This is a genomic window from Methyloceanibacter caenitepidi (assembly GCF_000828475.1).
In the GTDB taxonomy this organism is placed as follows: domain Bacteria; phylum Pseudomonadota; class Alphaproteobacteria; order Rhizobiales; family Methyloligellaceae; genus Methyloceanibacter; species Methyloceanibacter caenitepidi.
Genome location: NZ_AP014648.1, coordinates 2,252,297 through 2,269,634 on the forward strand (window position 1 = coordinate 2,252,297; position 17,338 = coordinate 2,269,634).

18 protein-coding genes are annotated in these 17,338 nt (G+C 63.8%); 13 read left to right on the forward strand and 5 right to left on the reverse strand.

Annotated elements, in window-relative coordinates:
* Positions 1–6: 6 nt before the first annotated feature.
* Entirely contained in the window at positions 7–948 is a 942-nt protein-coding gene (fabD, locus tag GL4_RS10505; protein WP_045367294.1) for an ACP S-malonyltransferase, read from the reverse strand.
* 348 nt (positions 949–1,296) lie between these two features.
* On the opposite strand from fabD, the gene rpsF reads away from it, so the two are divergent.
* The 11 genes from rpsF to GL4_RS10560 all read left to right on the forward strand — a co-directional run bounded on the left by rpsF (position 1,297) and on the right by GL4_RS10560 (position 12,258).
* Positions 1,297–1,749: a 30S ribosomal protein S6 gene (gene rpsF / locus GL4_RS10510; protein WP_045367297.1), complete on the forward strand. Its 453-nt coding sequence runs from the start codon at positions 1,297–1,299 to the stop codon at positions 1,747–1,749.
* Positions 1,749–1,994, forward strand: a complete 246-nt coding sequence (rpsR, locus tag GL4_RS10515) for a 30S ribosomal protein S18 (RefSeq protein ID WP_045367299.1) — start codon at positions 1,749–1,751, stop codon at positions 1,992–1,994. The genes rpsF and rpsR overlap by 1 nt, the downstream gene beginning before the upstream one ends.
* A 130-nt stretch (positions 1,995–2,124) precedes the next feature.
* Positions 2,125–3,099 carry a DUF2232 domain-containing protein gene (locus GL4_RS10520; protein WP_045367302.1) on the forward strand — a complete coding sequence of 325 codons (975 nt, stop codon included), beginning with the start codon at positions 2,125–2,127 and terminating at the stop codon, positions 3,097–3,099.
* Between the two features lie 34 nt (positions 3,100–3,133).
* Positions 3,134–3,757 (forward strand): 50S ribosomal protein L9, encoded by a 624-nt coding sequence (gene rplI / locus GL4_RS10525; protein WP_045367305.1) that lies wholly within the window; start codon positions 3,134–3,136, stop codon positions 3,755–3,757.
* A gap of 138 nt (positions 3,758–3,895) precedes the next feature.
* The gene (locus GL4_RS10530; protein WP_045367307.1) at positions 3,896–5,140 is read left to right on the forward strand and encodes a cyclopropane fatty acid synthase; all 1,245 of its coding nucleotides are present in this window, start codon (positions 3,896–3,898) and stop codon (positions 5,138–5,140) included.
* Positions 5,141–5,244: 104 nt separating this feature from the next.
* The gene (locus GL4_RS10535; protein WP_082025618.1) at positions 5,245–6,747 is read left to right on the forward strand and encodes a replicative DNA helicase; all 1,503 of its coding nucleotides are present in this window, start codon (positions 5,245–5,247) and stop codon (positions 6,745–6,747) included.
* Positions 6,744–7,898 (forward strand): alanine racemase, encoded by a 1,155-nt coding sequence (gene alr, locus GL4_RS10540; RefSeq protein WP_244462605.1) that lies wholly within the window; start codon positions 6,744–6,746, stop codon positions 7,896–7,898. The genes GL4_RS10535 and alr overlap by 4 nt, the downstream gene beginning before the upstream one ends.
* A 26-nt stretch (positions 7,899–7,924) precedes the next feature.
* Complete coding sequence (gene radA / locus GL4_RS10545; RefSeq protein WP_045367310.1) at positions 7,925–9,307, forward strand: DNA repair protein RadA; 1,383 nt, start codon at positions 7,925–7,927, stop codon at positions 9,305–9,307.
* Positions 9,308–9,424: 117 nt separating this feature from the next.
* A complete protein-coding gene (locus GL4_RS10550) occupies positions 9,425–9,985 on the forward strand; it encodes a CvpA family protein (protein WP_045367313.1) in 561 nt (186 codons plus the stop codon).
* A gap of 63 nt (positions 9,986–10,048) precedes the next feature.
* A complete protein-coding gene (gene purF / locus GL4_RS10555; protein WP_082025619.1) occupies positions 10,049–11,548 on the forward strand; it encodes an amidophosphoribosyltransferase in 1,500 nt (499 codons plus the stop codon).
* The gene (locus tag GL4_RS10560; protein WP_045367316.1) at positions 11,545–12,258 is read left to right on the forward strand and encodes an SDR family NAD(P)-dependent oxidoreductase; all 714 of its coding nucleotides are present in this window, start codon (positions 11,545–11,547) and stop codon (positions 12,256–12,258) included. The genes purF and GL4_RS10560 overlap by 4 nt, the downstream gene beginning before the upstream one ends.
* Before the next feature lie 24 nt (positions 12,259–12,282).
* Here GL4_RS10560 and GL4_RS10565 read toward each other — a convergent pair whose 3' ends face one another.
* Positions 12,283–13,080, reverse strand: coding sequence for an MBL fold metallo-hydrolase (locus GL4_RS10565; RefSeq protein WP_045367319.1), 798 nt, complete (start codon positions 13,078–13,080; stop codon positions 12,283–12,285).
* Positions 13,077–13,883, reverse strand: a complete 807-nt coding sequence (locus GL4_RS10570; protein ID WP_045367323.1) for a TatD family hydrolase — start codon at positions 13,881–13,883, stop codon at positions 13,077–13,079. Before GL4_RS10570 ends, GL4_RS10565 begins: the two co-directional genes overlap by 4 nt.
* A gap of 155 nt (positions 13,884–14,038) precedes the next feature.
* On the opposite strand from GL4_RS10570, the gene GL4_RS10575 reads away from it, so the two are divergent.
* Together GL4_RS10575 and GL4_RS18105 are read left to right on the forward strand one after the other, a co-directional pair.
* The gene (locus GL4_RS10575; RefSeq protein ID WP_045367325.1) at positions 14,039–14,386 is read left to right on the forward strand and encodes a glutaredoxin family protein; all 348 of its coding nucleotides are present in this window, start codon (positions 14,039–14,041) and stop codon (positions 14,384–14,386) included.
* 11 nt (positions 14,387–14,397) lie between these two features.
* On the forward strand, positions 14,398–14,532 hold the full coding sequence (locus tag GL4_RS18105) for a hypothetical protein (RefSeq protein WP_280136135.1): 135 nt from the start codon (positions 14,398–14,400) through the stop codon (positions 14,530–14,532).
* A gap of 44 nt (positions 14,533–14,576) precedes the next feature.
* On the opposite strand, the gene metG is transcribed toward GL4_RS18105, so the two are convergent.
* Both metG and GL4_RS10585 read right to left on the reverse strand, forming a co-directional pair.
* Entirely contained in the window at positions 14,577–16,139 is a 1,563-nt protein-coding gene (gene metG, locus GL4_RS10580; protein ID WP_045367327.1) for a methionine--tRNA ligase, read from the reverse strand.
* 65 nt (positions 16,140–16,204) lie between these two features.
* Positions 16,205–17,335 carry a DNA polymerase III subunit delta' gene (locus tag GL4_RS10585; protein ID WP_045367330.1) on the reverse strand — a complete coding sequence of 377 codons (1,131 nt, stop codon included), beginning with the start codon at positions 17,333–17,335 and terminating at the stop codon, positions 16,205–16,207.
* Positions 17,336–17,338 lie beyond the last annotated feature (3 nt).

Here is a 17,338-nt window from a genome sequence, read left to right on the forward strand (position 1 = left end):
GCCCGCCTAGCCGTTCAGTGCGGCGGCGGCGCTCTCCAATTCTTCCGGGGTGCCGACGCTGCTTGCGTCGACCCCGTCGAGGCGCCGCGCCATACCCGTCAGCACACGGCCCGAGCCAACCTCGTAAATCTTGTCGACACCGCTCTCGGCGAGGAATTGCATCGTCTCCCGCCAGCGCACCATGCCCGTCACCTGTTCGACGAGACGATTCCGAATATCTTCCGGGTCGGTAATCGGCGCGGCAAGAACATTGGCGACAACAGGCACGCACGGCTCCGAAATGCTCACGTCCGCCAGTGCCGCGGCCATGGCCTCGGCGGCAGGCTGCATCAGCGCGCAATGGAACGGGGCGCTTACAGGCAGCAGAACTGCGCGGCGCGCGCCGAACTTGGGCGCAAGCGCAACAGCCCGCTCGATCGCCGTCTTCTTGCCGGAGATCACGACCTGGCCCGCCGCGTTGTCATTGGCGGCCTGGCAGCACTCACCCTCGCTCGCCGCCTCCGCCAATTCTTGCGCCTGCGGCAAATCGGCCCCGAGCAAAGCGGCCATGGCGCCCTCACCGACCGGAACGGCCTCCTGCATCGCACGTCCACGGATTTTCAGCAGCCGCGCCGTGTCAGCGAGGCTCAACGCGCCAGACGCGGCCAGGGCCGAATACTCGCCCAAAGAGTGCCCCGCCACGTAGGCGACCTTGTCCGCCAGGGAGAAACCCGTGGCTTCCAGGGCCCGCATCGCCGCAAGCGAGACCGCCATCAGCGCCGGCTGGGCGTTTTCCGTGAGCGTCAGATCCGCCTCGGGCCCTTCCCACATCAGCGTTGAGAGCTTCTGGTCCAGAGCCTCGTCGACCTCGTCGAAAACAGCCTTAGCCGCCGGAAAAGCCTGGGCTAATCCAGCGCCCATGCCGACAGCTTGGCTCCCTTGTCCGGGAAAAACGAAGGCAATACTCATTATTTTGGAAGAACGGCGCGTTGTTTATCGGAAGGTCGCCAAAGACACTGTTTCAATCTGGCCTGTCAAGCGGGCATAAGTACCGCCCGCCCGGCGTCCCCATTTGCCTTGCAAAGCGTCCGCAAACCACTATAAAGCCCAGCTTCCAGTAACCGCTCCGGTCGGAGGCTGAACGGAGGACCGTTTCCGGGCCCATTTATAATGGGCCGGACGGCAGGAGAAATCCGCCCTCCCGTGTCTCCGCTCTTCTGGGCTAGCGCTCTTTAGAGCTACTTCTTGGGCCTTTCCTTCATAGCGCCCACGACGAGGCTTCGCGCCGGAGCAACAAAGAAGAAGGAAAGGCACACCATGCCTCTCTATGAACACGTGTTCCTGGCGCGCCAGGACGTTTCGACTCAGCAGGTCGAAGGCCTGCAGGAGACCTTCCGCTCTCTGATCGAGGAGAATGGCGGAAAGGTCGCCAAGACCGAATATTGGGGCCTCAAGTCTCTCGCCTACCGTGTGAAGAAGAACCGGAAGGCTCACTACACGCTGATGAACATCGATGCCCCGCACGAGGCCGTTGCCGAGATGGAACGCCAGATGGGTCTGTCTACGGACGTCATCCGTTTCCTGACCGTGCGTGTGGACGAGCATGAGGACGGTCCCTCCGCGATGATGCGCCGTTCCGATCGCGACGAACGCGACGGACGCCGTGGCCCGCGCCGCGAACGCGATCACGACCGTGGCGACCGCCCGTCGCGCGACTCCCACTCCGACCGGGGCGCCTCCAGCAGAGACGACAACGAGGACAATTCCTAATGAGCACGACCACGATCCAAGCGCGCCGCCCGTTCTATCGCCGGCGCAAGACCTGTCCCTTCTCCGGCGACAAGGCCCCGAAGATCGACTACAAGGACGTGAAGCTGCTGCAGCGCTACGTTTCCGAGCGCGGCAAGATGGTGCCGAGCCGGATCACGGCGGTATCCGCCAAGAAGCAGCGGGAACTGGCGCGCGCGATCAAGCGGGCCCGCTTCCTCGGCCTGCTGCCGTACCTGATCCAGTAGTCAAGGCTACCGACTTACAACAAGTAGAAGCTTGGGCCTCCGGGCCAGACGACAAATCGAACCGAAAGTTGGGGTGGGCGCAGGTCCCACCCCTAACCGCCCCCAGAAGGCAAGCGGGACAGCGAGACCAATGCCGGCACATCTTCTCATAGGCGCAGGCGCAGGCCTGGTTTCAGCGGCGCTGTTTGCGTCCGCCGTCGTCTCGGCGGCGCTGGCCGGCCTCATTCTCTATCTTTGTCCGTTGCCGCTGTGCCTCGCAGGTCTCGCCTGGGGCAAGCAGGCCGTCACGCTTGCAGGCGTCGTGGGGGCAATCCTCACCCTGCTCGTGCTCGGCGCTTCGCCGGGTATCGTCTATGCAGTCACCGTGGCGATTCCGGCCACGATCCTGGTGCATCTCAGCCTGCAGTACCGCACCGTTCCTGACCCTGCCGGCACGGCCAAGCAGATCGTCGCCTGGTATCCCGCCGGCCGGATCGTCGCCGCCGCCGCCATCATGGCGGGCGTCATCGCGCTGTTGATGGTGCTGCTTCTCGGTCCCGACATGACCCGTTACCAGGCCGCCATCGATCAGATGATTCCGCTGATCCACGAAACGCTGGGTGCGGACAACGAAATCTGGACGCCCGAGGCGACCGAGAATTTGCGGACCCTTCTGACGCGCGCCCTGCCCGCGGTCATGGCGATCGTCTGGATCACCATCGCGCTGTTCAACATGTGGCTCGCCGGCGCGATCGCAAAGGGTTCCGGTCACGCCTTGCGTCCGTGGCCCAACTTCCACACCCTCGAGATTCCGAATGCGATGGTCATTGCGTTCGCCGTGGCCCTCGCACTGTCCTTTGTTCCCGGAATCATCGGCTTGATCGGCACCGGTTTCGCAGGCGCTTTCTTGATCGCGTATCTGCTTCAGGGGCTCGCGGTCATCCACTTCTACACCCTCGGCATGCCGTTCCGCACGGTCCTGCTGGTGGTCCTTTATCTCGCCGTTTTGCTTCTCGGGTGGGTGGCGATCCTCGTCGCCATTCTCGGGCTTGGCGAACCGATGTTCGGCCTGCGAGGACGCGCCGCGGCCGCCCCGATCAAAACTGACGACGACAACCACGACTAACTAACGACGACTGAAAGACTAGGAGTACTGAACCATGGAAATCATCCTGTTGGAGCGCATCGGCCGCCTCGGACAAATCGGCGATGTGGTCAACGTCAAAGACGGCTACGCCCGCAACTTCCTTCTGCCGCATGGCAAGGCTTTGCGCGCAACCGAAGCCAATCGCGCTCATTTCGAGAACGAGCGTGCGCAGCTCGAGGCACGTGACCTGGAGCGCAAGACCGAAGCCGAAGCCGTGTCCGAGAAACTGGCCGGCGAGAGCTTCGTTGTGATCCGCCAGGCCGGTGACACCGGACAGCTCTACGGCTCCGTGTCGACCCGCGACATTGCCGCGGCCGTGACCGAAGGCGGCTTCTCGATCGAGCGCCAGCAGGTGCTGCTCGACAGGCCCATCAAGACCCTCGGCCTTCACGAAGTCCGCGTGGCGCTGCATGGCGAGGTCGTTCCGACCGTGATCGTCAATGTCGCCCGCACCGAGGACGAGGCCGAGCGCCAGGCGCGCGGCGAAGACGTGACCCAGGAGCTGACCGACGAGGAAGAGGAAGCCGCCGAGGCGCTTGCCGCCGGCGAGGCGCTCTTCGAAGAAGGCGCAGCGCCCGAAGAAGCCGACGAGGCCACCGACGAAGAGACGAAAGAGGATGGCGCAGAGTCCGCTTAGCGCGACAATTCGCGACACGAACCATTAGGCATTCGAGGAGGCAGGTTGTTGTCTCTCCTGCCTCCTCTGCCTAGGATATGCGAGGCTCAACGTCGGTAACAACGGGCCCCGAACACATGATCTGTCGCGTGAACTGACATGTTTCGCCCGCTCAAACTCATTCTTGGGCGGACAATAAAGACCGGCCACCTGCAGCTGGTTGATGCCGAGGGCCGAACCCATGCGTTCGGCGACGGTACGGGCACCCCCGTCATCGCCCACATTCAAGACAAGCGCACCGAGAGACAGCTGTTCTTCAATGCATCCCTCGCGGTGGGCGAAGCCTACATGGACCGGCGCCTCGTTCTCGAACAGGGCACGCTCTACGATCTTCTCGAACTCGCAATGAGCAACGCGTCGTGGCAGCGGCGGCCGGGTTGGATCCAGGCGTTAGACGCCGTGCGCGGCGCTGCCCTGCGACTGCAGCACTACAACCTCACCAAACGGTCCCGGCGGAACGTCGCCCACCATTACGATATCGACGGCTCACTTTACGATCTGTTCCTCGACCCGGACCGACAGTACTCCTGCGCCTATTTCGAGGAAGAAGGCCAGTCGCTCGAGGATGCGCAGGAAGCCAAGAAGCGCCACATCGCCGCCAAGCTCAACCTGTCGGACGGGATGCGGGTGCTCGATATCGGTTCGGGCTGGGGCGGACTGGCGCTGCATCTCGCCAAGACCGCTCATGTGGACGTGACGGGGATCACGCTGAGCGAGGAGCAACTCAAAACCGCCCGCGAGCGCGCGGCCGCCGAGGGGCTATCAAAGGCTGTCCGGTTCGAGCTGTGCGACTATCGCGATCTCGAAGGTCAGTTCGACCGCATCGTCTCGGTGGGCATGTTCGAACATGTCGGGTCCGCGCATTACCGGCAGTTCTTCCGGCAGCTGGAGCGGTTGCTGACCGACCAAGGCGTGGCCCTTGTTCATTCGATCGGTCAGTTCGATGCCCCGACGGCAACGAACCCGTTCATCGCCAAGTACATCTTCCCCGGCGGCTACATTCCCGCCTTGAGCGAGGTTCTGCCTGCGATCGAGCGCGAAGGCCTGCTGACCACGGATGTCGAGATCCTTCGGCTGCATTATGCGACGACGCTGCGCCACTGGCGGCAGCGCTTCCGTGGCGCCTGGCATACGGCGGCGGAGAAATTCGGCGAACGATTCTGCCGTATGTGGGAGATGTATTTGGCTTGCTCGGAAACGAGCTTCCGCTACCAGAAACTCATGGTCTTCCAGATCCAGCTGGCCAAATCCATCGACGCTCTGCCCATGACTCGCGATTACATGACGGACCGCGAACGGGACTTGCGCGCACGCGCCCGCCAGGCGGGCGCCGGGGGCTCATAAAGAGCGGCCGGAACGCGAAATTAGCCTGTGGGTTTGGGCACGATCTCCCCGTTGTTCACAGGACTGACATCTGGTCGGCCCCTGGCAATTAGCTACTCTTGCGCATGACCGCACTGATTCGCCAGACGCCCCAGGGGCCGCATCACGAGCCCCATTCCGAGGCCCCGGACTACCGGGAGGCCCCCCATAATCTGGAGGCCGAGCAGGACCTGCTCGGCGCGATCCTCGTGAACAACGAGGCGCTGGACCGGGTCTCAAGCTTCCTGAAGCCCGATCACTTCTTCGACCCGCTTCATGGGCGCATCTTCGAAAGCGCGGCCAAGCTCATTATGGGCGGCAAGCGCGCGACGCCCATCACGCTCAAGACTTTTTTCCAAGCGGACCCGCCTGTCGGCGATCTCACGGTGCCGCAGTACCTGGGACGCCTCGCCGCCAACGCCACCACGATCATCAACGCCGAGGACTATGGCCGAACGGTCTACGATCTGGCCGTCCGCCGGAACCTGATCGAGATTGGCGAGAGCATGGTCAACACGGCTTACGACTCGCCGATCGACGCGGAACCGTCGAAGCAAATCGAAGAGGCCGAACAGCGGCTCTACGAACTCGCGGAGACGGGAAAATACGGCGCCGGCTTCGAGCCATTCTCGTCCGCCCTCACCGACGCGATCGACATGGCTGCGAACGCCTATCAGCGCGATGGCGGCCTGTCCGGACTTGCCACTGGCTTCGCCGATCTCGACCAGCGCATGGGCGGCTTGCAGGCTTCGGACCTCATCATTCTCGCGGGACGCCCCTCCATGGGTAAGACGGCGCTCGCCACCAACATCGCCTATCACGTGGCCAAGGCCTACGCCGCCGATCCCAATACCGGCGAAGCGACGGACGGTGCTGTGGTGGGCTTCTTCTCCCTGGAAATGTCGGCGGAGCAGCTGGCGACCCGTATCATCTCCGAGCAGTCCCAGATCTCTTCGGAGAAGATCCGCCGCGGCCGCATCGACTCGAACGATTTCGACCGTATCGTCGAGGCCTCCCAGGAGCTCCAAAACCTCCCGCTCTTCATCGACCAGACGGGCGGTATCTCCGTCGCCCAGCTTGCCGCCCGTGCCCGGCGTCTGAAAAGGCAGCGGGGGCTTGGATTTATCATCGTGGATTACCTTCAGCTCTTAACGGGGTCCTCACGCCGCGCCCAGGAAGGCCGCGTGCAAGAGGTGTCCGAGATCACCACCGGATTGAAAGCCCTGGCCAAAGAGCTGCACGTGCCTATTCTCGCGCTCTCACAGCTCTCCCGTCAGGTCGAGCAGAGGGATGACAAGCGGCCGCAGCTGGCGGATTTGCGTGAATCGGGTTCCATCGAACAGGATGCCGATGTGGTAATGTTCGTGTTCCGCGAGGAATACTACCTAGAGCGCAGCCAGCCTCGCGAGAACACCGAAGAGCACAGACAGTGGCAACAGGACATGGAAGCCGTCATGGGCAAGGCCGAGGTCATCGTGGGCAAACAGCGTCACGGGCCGACGGGAACAGTGACGCTGCAGTTCTCTCCGGAGTTCACCCGCTTCTCCAATCTCGCGGCCTCGGATCGTCTGCCGGACCGGATGGAGTGAGCGGCGCAGCAGCGCGGCCGCAGAACCCCGGTCCAGCCGGCAACGACACCCACCAGACGGCGATCTTGACGATCGATCTCGGCGCCCTGGCACAAAACTATCGCGACTTGCGCGAGCGCGCGCGCCCTGCCGAATGCGCGGCCGTCGTGAAAGCGGACGCCTACGGGCTGGGTATGGCGCAAGCCGCTGCCGTTCTCTGGCGCACCGGCTGCCGGACCTACTTCGTGGCGACCATCGGCGAAGCGATCGACCTGCGCACCCTATTGCCCGAGGCGAAGATCTATGTGCTGAACGGCCTCATGGCCGGAACCGCCGCCGCCTTTCACGCCTACAATCTCCGTCCGGTGCTCAATAGCGCCAGAGAGGTCCGTGAGTGGGCCGGCTACTGCACCCATGTGCGCGAGGCCCTGCCCTGCGCCGTTCATCTCGACACCGGTATGAACCGGCTCGGGCTCTCCGCAGCCGACATCGACGAGATCATAAGCATCGCCGATCTGTGGCAAACGGTGGCTTTGTCCTTGGTCGTGAGCCATCTCGCCTGCGCCGACGACTGCGCCCACGCCAAGAACGCGCAACAGCGCGCACGCTTTGACGTGCTTCGAGCGATGTTCCCGGACGCGCCGGCGAGCCTTGCCAATTCCGCCGGCATCCTGCTTGGACGCGACTACCACTACGATCTGGTGCGGCCCGGCGTTGCGCTCTATGGCGGCCACCCACAGCGGCAGGGCGAAAGCCCGTTTCGCTCGGTCGTGCACCTGATGGGCCGGATTCTGCAAATCCGCGACGCGGAAATAGGCGAGACCGTCGGCTATGGCGCAACCCGGACCCTCGACCGCCCCACCCGCATCGCGGTGGTGTCGGCCGGCTACGCGGACGGTTTGTTCCGGGCTCTCTCCGCCGGCGACGGCGAGACGGGTCTGACCGGCTATCTCGGACCCTACCCGGCGCCGATCCTGGGACGCGTCTCCATGGATCTGATCAGCGTGGACGTGACGGACGTGCCGGAGGCGTTCTGCCAGCGGGGCGCTTGGGTCGAGCTCCTCGGCCCCAATGTCAGTGCGCACGCCATGGCGGCGCAAGCCGGAACTATCGACTATGAAGTGCTGACGAGCCTCGGCAACCGCGCCTCGCGCCGTTACATCGGCAGCTAAGCGGGGCGCGTAACGCACGAGAGACTATGGCAAAACCCTCCAAAGCTTACGTCTGTCAATCCTGCGGCGCCGTCGCCGCTCGTTGGTCGGGCAAATGCGCTGCCTGCGGCGAGTGGAACTCCCTGATCGAGGAAGCGTCCACGCCCACGCAAAGCCCGGCTCTCGTCGCCATCAAGGGCGGCAAGGGACGCCAGGCGCAGTTCGAAACATTGGACGCAAAGACCGAGGATGCGCCCCGGCTCAAGACCGGTATCGCGGAGTTGGACCGCGTCCTGGGCGGCGGCCTGGTGCCGGGAGCCGCCGTGCTCGTGGGCGGCGACCCGGGCATCGGCAAGTCCACGCTTCTGCTGCAGGCCGCGGCGGAGCTCGCGACGGACGGCGCGTCCGTGATCTACCTGTCGGGCGAAGAGGCCACCGCTCAAGTACGGATGCGCGCGGGACGCCTTGGAGTCGCGGGCGCGCCCGTCGCGCTCGGCACCGAGACCAACGTCGCCAACATCATCGCCACATTGAGCAGCGGTCCGCCCCCTGCCCTTGTCATCATCGACTCCGTCCAGACGCTCTGGTCGGAAGGCATCGAATCCGCACCCGGCACAATCTCCCAACTGAGAGGCTGTTCCGCGGCGCTCATCAGCTACGCCAAGGCCAGCGGCACGACATTGATCCTCGTCGGCCACGTGACCAAGGACGGCCAGATTGCAGGCCCGAAGGTGATCGAACACATGGTCGACACGGTCCTCTACTTCGAAGGGCTCAGCGGCCATCAGTTCCGCATTCTGCGGTCTGTGAAGAACCGCTTTGGGCCCACCGATGAGATCGGTGTCTTCGAGATGCGCCTGGAGGGCCTCCGCGAAGTCGAGAACCCGTCAGCACTGTTCCTCAACGATGCAGACCGCGGCTCGCCGGGCACGGCCGTCTTCGCCGGCATGGAGGGCACCCGGCCCATCCTTGTGGAGATTCAGGGCCTCGTGGCCCAGAGCGTGCTGGGAACGCCCCGCCGCGCCGTCGTCGGTTGGGACCAGAACCGTCTCTCGATGCTGCTCGCCGTCCTGGAAGCGCGCTGCGGCGTGCGGCTTGGCGGCCACGACGTTTACCTCAACGTGGCCGGCGGCCTCCGGCTGAACGAACCGGCTGCCGACCTTGCAGCGGCCGCGGCCCTGCTCTCGTCCTTCACGGGCCGTGCCGCCCCAGAAGACACGGTCTATTTCGGGGAAGTCAGCCTGACCGGCGCCGTCCGCGCGGTCGGCCACACGGACCAGCGTCTCAAGGAATCGGCCAAGCTCGGCTTCGTCCAGGCCGTTGCACCCGCGAGCAAGGGCCCGGCTGAGCACGACGCGGCCGGCATCGTGCTCAACCCCGTCTCCCAGCTCGAAGAACTCGTGACGTGGTTCGCGCTGCCCGAGGGTTAACCCAGCGGTGGATTGCGACGAAGTGTGACCCCCAAGGCATTGCGCAAGGGGGCCCATTCGTGCTTCATCCGCGAGAATCGTGATAGGTTAGTAACTCTTCCGAGGGAGCGTCGTGGCATGCCGATTTCCTGGCTCGATATCATTTTGATCGTCATCATGCTCATCTCGGGCTTCCTCGCCATGGTGCGCGGATTCACCCGCGAGGTGCTGTCGATCTTCTCCTGGGCCATGGCGGCCGTCGCCGCGCTATACTTCACGCCGCGCTACTACGAAGTTCTCTCGCCCTATATCGACAATCCGAGCATCGCGCAGATCGCGTTCGCCGCGGCCGTGTTCATCATCACGCTGATCATCGTCAGCCTCATCACTTTCCGCATCTCCGACAAGGTGCTCGACAGCCGGGTTGGAGCGCTCGACCGCTCGCTCGGATTCGTGTTCGGCCTGGCCCGTGGCTTCCTCCTCGTGGCCATCGTCTTCATTCTTTTCACCGCGCTTGCGAGAGACCAGCCAGAGTGGGTCACCAGCGCGCGTTCTTATCCTGTCTTGCAGCGCACTCAGGTCGCCATCGAGTCGCTGCTGCCGACCAATCCCGAGGAGTACATCCCCAAGAAGGAAGAGGAAGGCAGCGACGCGGAAACGGATGGTGCGCCTGCCCAGCAGCAAGACGCGCCGCTCTAGTTAGGTGCTTGCGTCAAAGTATCCAGTTGCGTGGCATTGAAGCCCCAGACGGGGCGACTATTTATGGATGACGAAAGGTCCTCGCCCGTGACAGACCAACACGACGAATCAACGCAACTTCAATGGCTTGAAGAAGACCGGCTGCACGAAGAGTGTGGCGTCTTCGGCATCTTCAACCATCCCGACGCCGCGGCCCTGACCGCGCTCGGCCTGCACGCGCTTCAGCACCGCGGCCAGGAAGCCGCCGGTATCGTCAGTTTCGACGGCGAGCACTTCCACACCGAACGCCGGATGGGCCTCGTCGGCGACCACTTCACTTCCCGCCCCGTCATCGAACGCCTGAAGGGCGACATGGCCGTGGGCCACGTGCGCTACTCGACCACGGGCGATGCGGTCATGCGCAACGTGCAGCCCCTCTTCGTCGATCTTGAGTCCGGCGGCTTCGCCCTTTGCCACAACGGCAATCTGACCAACGCGCTCACCCTGCGCGAGAATCTGATCAGCAAGGGCGCCATCTGTCAGTCGACCACGGACACGGAAGTTATCCTTCACCTGGTCGCTCGGAGCGAAAAACGGAACTTCGTCGAGCGCTTCGTTGAGGCGCTGCTGCAGGTGGAAGGCGCTTACGCCTTTGTCGGCATGACCAACAAGAAGCTCGTCGGCGCACGCGACCCGTACGGCATTCGTCCCCTCGTCCTCGGCCGTCTTGGCGATGCCTGGGTGCTGGCCTCCGAGTCCTGCGCGCTGGACATCATCGGCGCGGAGTTCGTACGCGAGGTCGAGAACGGCGAAGTGATCATCGCAACCAAGGACGGGCTCGAGAGCCATCGCTTCGTGCCGAAGAATCCGGCCCGGCTCTGCATCTTCGAATACATCTATTTCGCCCGCCCCGATTCCATCATTGACGGCCGCTCGGTGTACGACGTCCGCAAGGCCATGGGCCGGCAGCTGGCCCTCGAAGCGCCCGCCGATGTGGACATGGTCGTTCCCATTCCCGACAGCGGCGTACCGGCGGCCATCGGCTATGCGCAAGAGTCCGGGCTCCCGTTCGAATACGGCATCATCCGCAACCACTATGTGGGCCGCACCTTCATCGAGCCCGAGCAGCAAATCCGCCAGCTCGGCGTCAAACTGAAACACAGCGCCAACGAACTGCAGGTCCGCGGCAAACGCATCGTCCTGATCGACGACAGCGTGGTGCGCGGCACGACGTCGGTGAAAATCGTGCAGATGATGCGCGAGGCCGGGGCCAAGGAAGTACACATGCGCATCTCAAGCCCGCCGATCACCCACCCGGACTTCTACGGCATCGATACGCCGAACCAGGACAAGCTTCTCGCCGCCAACCGTACGCTCGAAGAGATGCGCGAGTTCATGGGCGCGGACTCCCTGGCCTTTATTTCCGTCGACGGCATCTACCGCGCCATGGGCTTTGACGGCCGCGACGACGACAATCCTCAGTTCACGGACCACTGCTTCACCGGCGAATATCCGACGCGGCTGCGCGACCGTGAAGGCCCGCCCCAGCAGAAGCAGCTTTCGTTCCTCGCAGAGGTCGGTTGACCGACCCTGTTCTCAAAGACCGCATCGCCCTGATTACCGGTGCCTCCCGGGGCATTGGGCGCGCCACGGCCAAGCTTCTGGCGGCCGACGGCGCGCATGTGCTCCTGCTCGGCCGAGACAGGAAGAGGCTCGAAGCGGTGGACGACGAAATCAATGCCGCCGGTGGGAAGGCCACGCTCATTCCCCTAGACCTTGCGAACGGCGCCGCGATCGACCCGCTTGGCCCGTCGCTGTACGAGCGCTTCGGCCGTCTGGACATCTTTGTCGGCAACGCCGCAATTCTCGGCGGCCTGCGTCCTCTCAATCACATCCCGTCGCAAACCTGGGAGAAGGTGCTTGCGGTCAATCTCACCGCGAATTGGCGGCTGATCCGCACGCTCGATCCACTGTTGCGCCTCTCCGATGCGGGCCGCGTGGTCTTCGTGACGTCGTCGCGCGTCGCGGCACAGGGGCGCGCCTACTGGGCGCCCTACTCTGTCTCGAAGGCCGGGCTGGAAACGCTTGCGAAGACCTACGCCAACGAGACCGCGGACAGCGCCATCAAGGTCAATATCGTGGATCCTCGCGCGACCGCGACGTCCATGCGGGCCGAAGCCTATCCTGGCGAAGACCAGAGCACTCTCAAGAGCCCCGCGCAGGTAGCCGAGACGATCGTCAAGCTATGCCTGCCGTCCACGACCGACACCGGTCAGATCGTCCCTGTCGGCTGACGAAAAACGAATGCCGATCAAAGCCTAGCCGGTGGTAATCACCATCCCGTCGTAAGCCGGCTCGATGCCGTCGGGGAGCTGCTCCTTCAGCGTCTCGTAGTCGAGATCGACATGCATATGGGTGAAGATCGCCCGCTTGGGCTGCATGCGCCTGACCCAGCCTAGCGCCTCATCCACGCTCAGATGGCTCGGATGCCCGGTGTAGCGCAGCGCATCAAGGATCCAGACATCGAGCCCTTCGAGCATCGGCCAAGAGCCCTCGGGGAAGTCGCTTACGTCTGGCGAATAGGCGAGCCCGCCGAAGCGATAGCCGAGCGAGTCGGTCGAACCGTGCTGCTGTAGAAACGGAACCGCCTCGATCGGGCCGCCGGGTCCGTCGATGACGATGGGTTCGCCGGGCGTGACCTCGTGCCCGTTTAGCACCGGCGGATACTCGCTGCCGGGGGGCGTCTCGAAGCAATAGTCGAAGCGCTGCCGCAGCACATCGCCAGCCTCTTTCAAATAGTAGACGTCCACACGGCGATGGCCGTTATAGGCGACCATGCGCAGATCATCGATGCCGTGCACATGGTCGGCATGGTCGTGCGTGTAGAGTACGCCGTCCAACAGCCCCACATCGGCATCGTTCAGCTGCTCGCGCAGATCGGGCGGCGTATCCACCAGCACACGGGTCACGCCGTTGTCCCCTTCCCGCTCCACGAGCAGCGCGCAGCGGCGGCGCCGGTTCTTCGGGTTCGACGGGTCGCATGCGCCCCATTGATTGCCGATCCGGGGCACGCCGCCGGAGGTCCCGCAGCCGAGAATGGTTGCTCTCAGGCTCATGCGGCGTCTGATTGCTCCTTTAGAGCCGAGCGCGGCACCTTCTTGAAGAGCCTGAAGAAATTGTCCGTCGTGAGCGCCGCCAACGCATCGAGGCTGAGCCCCCGCACCTCGGCGAGACGGGCGGCGGTCTTCGCCACATAGGCCGGCTCGTTGGTCTTGCCGCGGAACGGCTCGGGCGCGAGGTATGGCGCATCCGTCTCCACCAGCAGGCGCTCCGCCGGCACCGACGCGGCGATGTCCCGGAGTTCTTGGGCCTTCTTGAAGGTCACGACCCCTGAGAAGGAGATGTAGCCGCCGAGCGCCAGGCCCCGGCGCGCCAACTCCGGTCCGCTCGTGAAGCAATGGAGGATCAAGGGAAACGCGCCCTTGGCGCTCTCCTCTTCCAGGATGGACGCCATATCCTCGTCTGCCTCGCGCGAGTGAATGACGAGCGGCAGGCCCGTCTCGCGCGCGGCCGCGATATGGGCGCGGAAGCCCTTCGCTTGGAGTTCCGGCGGCGCGTAGTCGTAGTGGTAGTCGAGCCCCGCCTCGCCGATGGCCACGACTTTCGGGTGCCGCGCGATCTCGATGAGTTGTTCCGCCGTGGTGTCCGGCTCCTCGGCCGCATTGTTCGGATGCGTGCCGATGGAACAGAAGATGTTGTCGTGCTCTTCAACCAGCTCCTTCAGCTCGTCGAATTTCGACACATAGGTTGAGATCGTCACCATGAGCCCCACGCCCGCGTCTTGGGCGCGGGCGAGCAACCCCGGCAGGTCGGATTTGAGCTGGGGAAAGTCGAGGTGGCAGTGGCTATCGATCAGCATCACGGAAAGATGAAATATCGTTAAGGTTCAATATGCTAGGCTCGACGATGCGAGCCTGAGTGGCGTCTTTGTGCAGCACTTTCGCAGACGAAACAACCCGACGGAACAAAAGGACGAGCTCGATCGCCACCCATCGGCGACCACGACCCAAAACCATGCCGGAAAGCCTCGACAGAACAGACGTCTCCACCCGCCGGATCACCCTACCGCTCATAGCCGCCATGGCAGCGGCCGTCCTGCTCATACTGCCCATGGGAGCCGCGCAGGCAGCCTGCAGCAAGCGCGTCTACGTCTACAGCGCCGACTGGTGCGGCACTTGCCGCCGCTTGCGGTCCTATCTCGATCTTAACCGCATTCGCTATACGTTGTTGGACGCGGACAACCCACGCGTTAAAGCAGACATGCAGCGGCGCTTCGGCAACCTCGCCGTGCCCCGCACCCTGATCGGCCGGTCCGTTGTCAGCGGCCTCGACACAGCCAAGATCCAGAAGCTTTGCCGCTAGGAGGACTTGTCATGCGAAGCGCGACCGAGAATGGAACCGAATGTTTCGATCCGCGTTTACCTGCTATGACAATAGCACTCGCCTTTGCCGGTACCCTGGTCTTCGCGGTCCTCGTCTCGGCCTTCTTCGACAGCGTCGGCAACTAGATCGGCTGACACTTCATCGGCTGCTTAGTCGCGGCACTACCACGTCAGCCCGCCTCGCCTTCCGGCTCCACGTAGCGCGGGAAGACGGCTTGCGGCGTCGGCAGTTCGGTTCCGGGCTTGAGGCGTCCCGCCTCGCCCAGCGCAGTAAAGTCCCGCGCATTCTCCGGCACATTCAACAGATCCAGCAGCTTGCCGCCACTTTCGGGCATCACGGCCTGGGCGAGGATCGCCGCCTGGCGCACCACATCCGCCGTCACATAAAGGATCGTGCCCATGCGTGCAGGGTCGGTCTTCTTATGGGCCCACGGCTCCTCGCCCGCGAAATAACGGTTCGCATCCGCGATTAAAGCCCAGATGATCTCGAGCGCCTTGTGAATGGCGAAGGCGTCGATCTCCGCTTCCACGCGCGGCAGCAACCCGTCGGCTTCGGCCAGGATCGCCTTGTCGGCGTCCGTAAGTTCGCCGCGCTCGGGAACAGTCCCGCCGCAGTTTTTGGCGATCATCGAGAGCGAGCGCTGCGCCAGATTGCCGAGGTCGTTGGCGAGGTCCGCGTTGATGCGCTGAACGATTCCGTCATGGCTGTAATTGCCGTCCTGGCCGAACGGCACTTCGCGCAAGAGAAAGTAGCGGATCTGGTCGACACCGTATTCGGCGACAAGTGCATTCGGATCGATGACGTTGCCGACCGACTTCGACATCTTCTCCCCGCGATTGTAGAGGAATCCGTGACCGAACACCTGGCGAGGGAGCGCGACGCCCGCCGACATCAGAAAGGCCGGCCAATAGACCGCGTGAAAGCGGATGATGTCCTTGCCGATGATGTGGACATCCGCCGGCCAGTACTTTTTGAAAGACTCGCTCTCTTCGTCGGGGAAGCCGACTCCGGTGATGTAGTTCGTCAGCGCATCCACCCACACATACATGATGTGCTTGGGGTCGTCGGGAACGGGCACGCCCCAGTCGAAGGTCGTGCGCGAGACGGACAAGTCCTTGAGGCCGCCTCGGACGAAACTCTTCACTTCGTTGGCGCGCGTTTCGGGCCCGATGAAGTTCGGGTTTTCATCGTAGTAGGCGAGCAGCCTGTCCTGGAACTGCGACAGGCGGAAGAAGTAGCTCTCCTCCTCGACCCATTCGACGGGCGTTCCCTGCGGCGACAGCTTGGCGCCGCCGTCCGGTCCTTCGCTCAGTTCGCTTTCGTCGTAATAGGCCTCGTCGCGCACGGAATACCAGCCGGCATATTTGTCGAGATAGATATCGCCGGCAGCGGCCATGCGCCGCCACAACTCTTGTGTCGAACGCTTATGGCGCTCTTCGCGCGTGGTGATGAAGTCGTCGTTCGAGCAGTTGAGCACCTCCACCATTTGGCGGAATTTCGGCGTATTGCGGTCCGCCAACTCGGCGACCTCGATGCCCTGCTTGCGGGCCGTCTGCAGCATCTTGATGCCGTGCTCATCCGTGCCCGTGAGGAAGAACACGTCCTTGCCCTGCAGCCGCCGGAAGCGCGCGATCGCATCGGTCGCAACCGCCTCGTAGGCGTGTCCGATATGCGGCGCATCGTTCGGATACGAGATCGCAGTCGTGATGTAGTAGGTCTCTTTGTCGGCCATAATGTCTCCCTTAGCGGAGACATAGCCTTGCCTTCCCTCCCTGCCAAGCTTGCTCATGCAGCGGGTCAGGACGTTTGGCTAGCCGCAAGCTCCTGGAGGCCGAACCAGCTGTTCAGGACGAGCAGGCCCCGGTCGAGATTGAGGGCAAATGTCTCGGCGCGCGCCGCCGAAATCGCCTCCCAGGCCTCGGCCCAGGCGGGCAAGGTCTCCGCGGTCAGTAGCCGCTGCGCAAGCTTCTCCTCCGCGCCCTTGAGCCCCGTTCCCGTGGCGCCGTAGTGCACCAGCCGCTCGATGAGCCCGAGCAGCAGTGCGAGGTAGAGCTCGAGCTGCTCCGTCTCGTTGACGCCCGCCAGCTTCTCAGCCAGGCGCTGCACGCGGGCGCCGTCGAGATCCGGCAACCCTTCGAACGTCGCGACGATATCGTTGTAAAGCCCGATGCCCTCTCCGGTGACGAGTTCGAGCGCGCGCCGCACGCTCCCCTGCGACAAAGCCAGGGCCGTGCGAAGCGTTTCCTCGTCGGCCTCGATCCCGTCACGCTCGAGCGCGGCCCGAACCGCGCCGGCGAGCGCCGTCTCGTCGAGCGGCGACAGCCGCAAAGCCCGGGTGCGGGAGCGGATTGTCACTGGCAGCCGTCCTTCCGCGTTCGAGACCAGCAAGAACAGCGTGCTCGGCGGCGGCTCTTCCAGCGCCTTCAACAAGGCGTTGGCGGCGTTCTGATTGAGCTGATCGGCCCGGTCGACGATCACCACGCGCCATGAGCCATCGCCCGCTGTGCTACCGAGAAAACTGCGCAGCCGCCGGACTTCATCGACGCTAATCACTTGCGAATAGCGCTTGGTCTTCTCCATCCATGTGCGGCGGATGAGCAGCAAGTTGGGATGGGCCAGTCCCGCGACTTTGCGGAAGATCGGATGATCGGGTGCGACATCCGCCGGTTCGCCGGGAAGGAGATCGCCGGCCTCCGCGTGTGCGAGAATGGTGCGGGCCAAGCGGTAGGCGAGTGTCGCCTTTCCGATGCCTTCCGGCCCCACCAGCAGCCAGGCATGATGCAGGCGCCCGCTGCGAAGCGCCTCTTCGAACTCTTGCGCCGCCGCGTCATGACCGAACACGCGATCCACCTCGCGCGGGCTGGAGAACGGCTCGAGCCGATCCGGCTCGATGGGGCCGGTTTCCGATTTCCTAGCTGCGGCGCTCATGAT